Raw genomic sequence first — 7043 nt, 5'->3', positions numbered from 1 at the left:
ATAATTCCAATCAGTCTTACCATGTAATAGAACATATCTTACATTTTGAAGGAACGTCGATACGTTAAATCTGACCCCTCCGCATTTTGTGCGATCTACGGTTGCTCATAATATCCTACCGTTTCCTTTATGTTTGCTGCATAACTGTAAATTTCGTTCAAACCTTGTATTGGCTGTCTCGTCTCGGTTTTATCACTGGCGATCAATCCTATGTACTTTTGGGAAGTATTGAAATGAAGACGGCACAGCGGTTTTCTATTATTGTCATCGAGCAGAATACCGAAATAGCTTTTGTTATCCCTGTGGACAACCCTGGATACATCAACTACTTCATGCAGTATTGCTCTTACAATATAGAATCCATCAAGTTCTTCTTGTGTGGTCAATACGCCTGTTTCTTTTGCGAGGATAGTTTCTTCCTCAAGCACTTCCGTATTTTCTTCATCGCTTGTAAGAGCTGATTTAAGACGATCGTTAATTCTGCCATTAATCAAAAGATTGATAGCTTGCTTGACTATCGGAGTGAATTGTTCAATAACCGGTTGTGTTTTGAGACCTGTGTAGACATTACCCAGTATGAGTTTTACAAGCTCTTGAGACGGTGAGGCAAACTCACTTTCGAGGAGGTTTTTTATCTCTCTGGTATATTTCAGGTCATTTGCCGAAAGAAGCATCTTGTCGAGCTCGAAAGAGTTCTTTGTAAGCTTTTTCAATTCAGGGATTATTTGGGGATCGATTTCAAGCAGGTTAATTTCCATGAATGGCTTTTCATCCATCTTGTTCGGTTCTTCAAGATCTGAGAAAAATCTATAGGATATCCCGTTGGTTAAAACAGATATTCTCGCTGTTGTAACATGGAAGTATCGGCGTAGCTGTGAAGCATGACAATCGTTCAGACTAGATCCGCAACTCTTACATTCGAACAACATAGTGATCTTGCCATCTGCGACGATAGCATAGTCTACTTTTTCCCCCTTTTTGCTGCCGACATCAGCTATAAATTCGGGGATAACCTCGGATGGATCGAAGATATCATAACCGAGTGCCTGAATGAACGGCATGACAAGAGCGTTTTTGGTTGCTTCCTCTGTTTTTATGATGTCCTTTTGTCTGATCGCCCGTGTTGAAAGTGCGGTCAACTGATCAGTAAATTCCATTTCGGCTCCCCTGTCTGATTACAAGTAAATGCAACAAAATTGTTTAAATACACCTGTCACGGTCCAAATAGATATCTCATTTTTCTTTTATATCATGAGCTCGTCCCTCTGTTTTTTCCAATCCACTCACGAAATTCTTGTATGCCTACTTGACGCAAGAAGTACTTGTTGCACACATACCACCCAGAACACTCCACTACTCAACTGCTAAATCTTCCGGCCATATGAAATAGGGTCCGAAGCGTGTACTGTATTTCGACTCGCCACCTACTTCTTTGCCTTTTTCGGTCAGAGCATGCTTTCCATCGTGTTGTCCTAAATAGCCTATCGCAGTTAATTTATCTATCAATTCAGCAGTCTTTAATTTGTGTTTCTTTGCAAGTTTTGAAGAGGTTAATTTGGAATTCTCCACATCAACTGGCATTTCGGTAGTCTGGTCGACTGATGATTTAGAAACTTTTTCAAGTGAAATCCGAATTTCATCGCTGATGCGGATGATACGTTGCGCTTCTTCATATGCATCTCTGTAGATGTCAGAATCCTCATTTCGAGAGATATAGACGCCCATTTCATTATTGTTAACTTGACTGAATTCGTACAGATTCAGACTGGTGATGATGCATGACTCTTCATTTATGTAACATTTTGCATGTAAATTTTTGCAAAAGCTGGTTCGAACGAAGCTGAGTTCCTTTAACCAGTTAATTTCCTCAGGCTGAAGTTCGCTTTTTCCATATACGATGCGCACATCTATTTTGAGCCGGTTTTTGTCCTCTAAAAGTTCTTTTATCCGATCATTCAATTTTAAAAAAGGGCTGATCAGTATCAAACGCTCAGAAGCACCTTTGATCAATTCTTCAAGGTAATAGTTTGTAGCACTTGTATTTAAAAATTTTGCCATGATATTGAAATATTCCTTTATGAATTAGATAGTTTTCTTCAGGTACTTTAGATCGATATTGCTAATCATCGACATCCAGGCGTCCTAAAATCTATTAACATATGGAAGCATATGCTGAATATGCACCATATGCAAATATTTTGCCTGGAAAGCACAAGGATTATGCTGCGCAACTACATAGAGTTGCCCCCTTCAACCAATATCCACAGGAAGTGGAAGGAATGCAATCAAACACCTCCATCATCGATAGCCAAAACCTCAACAAAGAAAGCAACAATCCTAAAATCATCAGCTTCTGAAGGAAGAATAACAATTTCCTGATACACAGGATTTGCTGGTTTTAAAGTAATACTCTCATGCTGCCAGCCTGTATCTGGATCGGCACTCTTAGTGGATTCATACGTCTTAACCGTGTAGCTGGCGCCTGTATCCTGGTCGGCAATGTCGGATTTTTGGGCAAGTACAATTCGGCCGTTGCGTGTGCCGCCGGTTTCAAAAGTGAAGAGACAGTAGCCACCATCAGGAATAGTCGGTTCCATAGATTTCCCTGTCACCTGTGCCACAAACATTGAGGGAGATAATGCTCGTTTTGAAGTACGCCCTGCCACATTGAACCAGGACTCCGGCGCATCAGAAACTTCCGAATCCATAAAACCACCGGCAGCAATACTCAGCGGATAGAAAGGGAGCGCGGTGGAATATTTCTGCTCTTCCGATGGCGTATCAATGAACAGTGTTTCCGGCTCTTGTTGCTCCAGTTCAGGCAGGAGGAAAGAATAGTCCTTCTCCGTCAACGGTATTTCCAGTTTTCTGTAGTAATCCTGCAGGTCCTGCACCATCTGCCCAATGATTTTTCTGTATTCTTCAGATGTAAGATTCTTAATGAGGACTGGATCCAATGCCAGATAATTCAGATCGTTACAGTGATAAAAGAAACGTTTTCTTTCGAATTTCTCAAAGGGGTTAGCAAGCAGACTGACTTGAATTGCCTGTGAATCATCTACATATTCCTGGCGGTTATAGGGACAGCTCTCCCGTTCGTTTTTTCCATTTTTAACAAGAACCTGCTGGTAAAACCGCTGGTAGAGTTCAAGCAATTTTGGCAGTGGTGCTTCATAACGTTCATTGCATATTTTCAGAAAACTGAGCAGGAATATGATCTTATAGGAAAATACGTAATCGCGCTTTTCCAGGAACTCGTGAAAATCTGTAAGCCTGGTGTCGGCGCTGTGGTCTTTTAAACCAAGCTGATTGCGAAGCAGTTCTACTTGCTGGGGATCAAAAAAATGTAATTGCCTTCGGCCAAATGGATATTGGACATCAGAAGTAATTTTTCCTGTACGCAGCCATTGCCGTATTGTGCTGGTAGAGACGAAGAGTTCCCTCGCCAATTGCTCGTCATTGAGAAAGGAACCATACACCTCTTCAAAAGTAAAAATATCAACCGGCTCAATCCGCCGTTCACCTTCGTACAGGCCGTCAAGGGTTATAATTTCATCAATATGACTTTGCTGTTCCGGGTTAACCAGATTGGCAAAGGGCTGGTAATTGGGGATTTTAAACAGGGCATGCAATGACATCGGCTGGAGCTTGGCCCCATAATTATCGACAACATCGATAACATAGAGCGCTTCTTTTCCAGGATAATTGCGAAGACCTCGGCCAAGCTGTTGGGTATAGAGTACTTTCGAGAAAGTGGGCCGGGCCATGACGAGGATGGAAGTTTGCGGCGAATCCCAGCCTTCGGTGAGAAGGTCACAGGCACAGAGAAAACGCACCGAACCAGCAGCATAGGATGCTTGCGCCTTGACAGCGTTTTTTCGATCCCTTCCATCAACCGCAGCAGCAGTGATTCCTGCTCCTTTTAAAAGATTTGCCATCCGCTTGGCGTGTTTGATATCGACGCAGAAAATTACTCCCTGCTTGTTCTCAAAATCACCACCAAAATACTTGTTCAACAGATCCGCAATGAGTTGATCCCTTGATGGTACAAGCAAGGTCGTCTGCAAATCACTTTTGACAAACTCCCGTCCATTGAAACGGACTTCGGAAAGATCAATGTTCGACTGTATCCGATAACAACGAACCGGCGGCACCAGTCCTTGCCGTATAGCGTCTTCCAGCGACAATTGCGGCTCATATTCGCCAAAGATTTTCTCCAGGCTCTGCTGGTCAAAACGATCCGGCGTGGCGGTAACACCCAGCATGTGCGTGGGAGAAAAATGTTCCAGGATATTGCGGAGTCCGTTGGCCGCTGAGTGATGGGCCTCATCTACAACAATATAATCAAAATGATCTGCCGGAATTTTATAGTAATGGCGATGCAAATATGCTGACGTCTGCACCAAAAAATCAGCCGAATTGTCATTTAACACATCAACTGAAGTTCGTCCTTGCAGATAGGGTGGCAAACGAAGCTGTAATCGTGCTTGTGTTTGTTCCCGTAACTTTCTGGTAGGAACGATGATCAGTGCTTTCAGACGCGGATCCTGCTCTTTTAAACGGGCAATGTCTTCAATAAATATTTCTGTTTTTCCTGTACCTGTGGGCAGCACGAGCAAAAAAGTATTTCGGCCATTTCTTCTCGCGGCACTGAGGTATTCAAGCGACTGTTGCTGGTGCTCTTGCAGTGTGAACGTCTCAACCGGGCGACTTAATTTAAAGACTGGTTTGTCAATAAAAGGTCGGGCATTTTCCATGAATCGTGTAATTTCAAGGATAAATCGTTCTCTATCCCGCATTCCATTTAATGACCATCGATAGACCTTGAAACCATCTGCGACCAGAGAATTTTGTTTAAAGAGCTGCGAACGATATCTTCCCGGCCCAATTACCAGCGGATGATGAAAAGATTCGCCATTGAGTTCAATGGCGAATTTTGCCGATGAAGCAAACAGAGCATAATCAATATAGCGCGTGGTCCCTTCCATATCGATATAGGCAAATTCCCGGTGTAATCCCATCCTGGCCCTATCACCAAAGGCCTCCAGGAAACAGTCTTCAAAGGTTGCTTCCGGCAGTGTTGGGTCCGGCTCCTGTTCCGCCCTGTTGCCGCCAAAACGCCTGATCTGTTCAGGATCACTCTCTCCGTTGAGGAAGATGAGAATATCTTCTTTGATTTGTTGAATGGAACTGGCTTGATCGAACAAAAAGCGGAAGACCTGGCGATGGGTCGCCATCAAATCATTTTGCCTGCTGGTGTAGGCTACATATGGATAATCATCGAGAGTGCAGATAACTGTATCGATGATGAGGCATTGATCTTCTTTTTTGTTCAGAAAGATATACCCGGTGTTTTCACTGGCCACTTGGTCAAATCCGCGCCCAAGGAGCCAGTTATCCAACCCAAGCTGGGAATACGAAGGATCACCCCTCATTTTGAAACCTCAACACATATCCAAGCCAGATATCATCTGGGCGGATTTTGGATATCTGCCGAGAAAAATCGATAATGTGAAGATTGCTTGCTGCAAAAACTTTTTCGATGTCTGGTCTTGACCATAAAGTAAATACACGGCCATCAGTAGTCCGGTTTGTGCCCTCCCCTTCTTTTAAAGTGATAAGGAGCAACCCTCCTGGGACAAGAGCTTGGCAACATGCCGAGAGGATTGCGGGTAGGGCTTTTTGGGTGACGTGAACCAGAGATCCGACAAAAACCAGGGCGGAAAATTGAAGAACAGAAAAATTAAAGCGCCTAAAATCTCCTTCGATGACAGAACAGTTGGCATGTTTTCTTGCCAGGCTGGCGAGACTCGTCGATTGTTCGAAACCAGTTGGCTGGAAACCACGCCTAGCGAACCAGAGCAGATCTCTGCCTGATCCACAGCCAATATCGAGAATTGTTGCCTTTGGCTTTAGTCTTTCGGCAAGAGGTTCAAGAAAAACAGAGGGATCAATACCAACCGTAGAATCAAAATACTGCTGGTGATTATCTTCGTAGAAATTTGTCAAAATTTAAACCAAGCGTTGGCATTTGCTTTAGGTCGTCGGTGGAAGAAATGGTTGAGGACTTCAATCTATTCTGAATTGAAATCTGCTAGACCTTCCAGTTTCTCTATCAACAGCCAGGACAGTGGCTTGCCCTAAATACATAAAGTCTGAGTGATGTTTCTCGCGGTGGAAGACATGTATTTCATCTCCGTTCTCATGCGCATTGACCATTCGTTCTTCTGCAAAATGGTCAGTCGGACCTTCCCACCGAAGAAGGTTTCCTGTCAATAAATCCTCGTACTGTTCTTGGAATGTTTGTTTATCTTCAGTAACGAATAAGATAATTTGACTGTCATCTCTAGGTGTCACCACTCCGCGGGCAAGCGCTTGATATCCGCTGTATCCCCATAAAGTTGCAAGTTGAGGTCTGGAGTATTTTTGGCCTTTATGAATATTATGAAAGGTAACCGGCAACTTATTCTCTCCTTGTTATTCCCATGTCCAACCCTGGCAAGAGGCAATTATAAAGACGAAATTATCAGCTACATGATGGCATTGTCTTACGTTGCAACCATTTGTATAAAAACAACATTTTAGGATACACCCAAAAAGTTACATACTTCAAGCTCTTTATCGCAACTAAGCAATTTCGACCACCACCCCATCAATAATCTGCCGAACCAAAACCACGTCGTATTTGATGACCACCTCAATATCACTGCCTTTTTTCAGTCTATAGTGAAGAACCAACATGCCATCCCCATCATTGCTGACTTTATCCGGTATACCAATGAGTTCGACGACCTCGACCATTGACATGCCGCTTTTAATTTTTCTGAAATTCTCTATGGCAGGTAACGTGAATTGAGTATTCGGCCTCGCGGTCATATTTTCTCCGTAAAAATTTCTAGTCTTGGACATACCATAAAAGAGTGGCGGAATCGTCTTCCCTTACTCAAAAAACTCGTCGTAAAAACAGTCCTCCTCGAACTGTTCCGTTTGCACCAAGTCTTGATGGACTAGTATTTCGATTCATTAAAATATTTACATTAAAT

At 43.1% G+C, this 7043-nt stretch carries 5 protein-coding genes and 2 pseudogenes; all 7 read right to left on the bottom strand.

The genetic code is table 11. From position 1 onward, the window contains the following. Positions 1–95 precede the first annotated feature (95 nt). The 7 genes and pseudogenes from ACYQ8U_RS22245 to ACYQ8U_RS22215 all read right to left on the bottom strand — a co-directional run bounded on the left by ACYQ8U_RS22245 (position 96) and on the right by ACYQ8U_RS22215 (position 6876). Complete coding sequence (locus ACYQ8U_RS22245) at positions 96–1157, bottom strand: type I restriction endonuclease (RefSeq protein ID WP_459947759.1); 1062 nt, start codon at positions 1155–1157, stop codon at positions 96–98. 196 nt (positions 1158–1353) lie between these two features. Next, the gene (locus ACYQ8U_RS22240; RefSeq protein WP_459947758.1) at positions 1354–2058 is read right to left on the bottom strand and encodes a phospholipase D family protein; all 705 of its coding nucleotides are present in this window, start codon (positions 2056–2058) and stop codon (positions 1354–1356) included. Between the two features lie 227 nt (positions 2059–2285). After that, positions 2286–2669: pseudogene (locus ACYQ8U_RS22235) on the bottom strand (S24 family peptidase); the annotation flags it as partial. Between the two features lie 1050 nt (positions 2670–3719). Next, positions 3720–4757, bottom strand: a pseudogene (locus ACYQ8U_RS22230) (DEAD/DEAH box helicase); the annotation flags it as partial. Between the two features lie 667 nt (positions 4758–5424). After that, complete coding sequence (locus ACYQ8U_RS22225) at positions 5425–6009, bottom strand: class I SAM-dependent methyltransferase (protein WP_459947757.1); 585 nt, start codon at positions 6007–6009, stop codon at positions 5425–5427. A gap of 60 nt (positions 6010–6069) precedes the next feature. Next, positions 6070–6462, bottom strand: coding sequence for a DUF3427 domain-containing protein (locus ACYQ8U_RS22220; RefSeq protein WP_459947756.1), 393 nt, complete (start codon positions 6460–6462; stop codon positions 6070–6072). A gap of 165 nt (positions 6463–6627) precedes the next feature. Beyond that, positions 6628–6876: a hypothetical protein gene (locus tag ACYQ8U_RS22215; protein WP_459947755.1), complete on the bottom strand. Its 249-nt coding sequence runs from the start codon at positions 6874–6876 to the stop codon at positions 6628–6630. Between the last annotated feature and the right edge of the window lie 167 nt (positions 6877–7043).

It is taken from the genome of Desulfocastanea catecholica (genome assembly GCF_054657295.1).
This window is presented reverse-complemented; position numbering and strand designations above follow the sequence as displayed.